The following is a 769-nucleotide window of genomic DNA, read 5'->3' as shown; positions in this document are numbered from 1 at the left end:
CCAGGGCCGTATGCAGGCTCTTTTCCAGGTTCCGCGAGAGCATCAAAGGCTACTCCTTCTCCAAGGTGCACTGCAAAGGGTGCTGGTGTCGGCGGGCAAAGTCCATCACTTCCGTGACTTTCGTTTCCGCCACCTCATAGGTGAAGACACCGCAGACCCCCACGCCACGCTGATGGACATGCAGCATAATCCGCGTGGCTTCTTCCTTATTCTTCTGGAAAAACCTTTCGAGAATGTGAACGACGAACTCCATCGGCGTATAATCGTCGTTCAACATAAGCACCCTGTACATAGACGGCTTCTTGGTCTTCGGCTTCGCCTTGACCGCAACGCCGGTATTGGTGCCGGAATTTCCGTTTTTCAGATCGTCGCTCATTCTACTCGAAGGGATTTCGGCGCGGGTGGAAGGGATTGGTTGGAGAAACGGGAACTTTGAGACCGATTGGCGCGTTAACAGTGCCAAGCCGTGCTTCATCATATGAGATGAAATCCGCCTTAGAAAAGAGGCCTTCTATCGCAGTGCCATAGGTTTTACAGAGGGCGGTCGCTAAGTGACTGAATTCACCGACTTAACGCCGTTAGTAAACTTACCGACCGAAGGGCCGCTTGAATTGGCGTGACGCTTGCTTCGGCTTCCCTGTAGCCTAGCACGGTTATGTGTCGTTGATCCGGTGATATGCGATTGCCGGGGAAGAGCTTCGATCAATGCCCAACCCCACCGCTTGAGACGAGGCCCTGAATGTTCATCCGTTATGGCTATGAAATCACC

General features: G+C 53.1%; 1 protein-coding gene. It reads right to left on the bottom strand.

What is annotated here, in order from left to right:
• Positions 1-49: 49 nt before the first annotated feature.
• On the bottom strand, positions 50-376 hold the full coding sequence (gene clpS / locus VZ95_RS20800; RefSeq protein WP_045777566.1) for an ATP-dependent Clp protease adapter ClpS: 327 nt from the start codon (positions 374-376) through the stop codon (positions 50-52).
• Positions 377-769: the final 393 nt, after the last annotated feature.

The organism is Elstera litoralis (assembly GCF_000963705.1).
GTDB classification, from domain to species: Bacteria; Pseudomonadota; Alphaproteobacteria; order Elsterales; family Elsteraceae; genus Elstera; species Elstera litoralis.
The sequence above is the reverse complement of the archived record's forward strand: the minus strand, read 5'-3'. Positions and strand labels throughout refer to the sequence as shown.

Excerpts from the sequence above, each read along its gene's own strand:
- clpS (WP_045777566.1), bottom strand. The coding sequence starts at position 376 with ATGAGCGACGATCTGAAAAACGGAAATTCCGGCACCAATACCGGCGTT.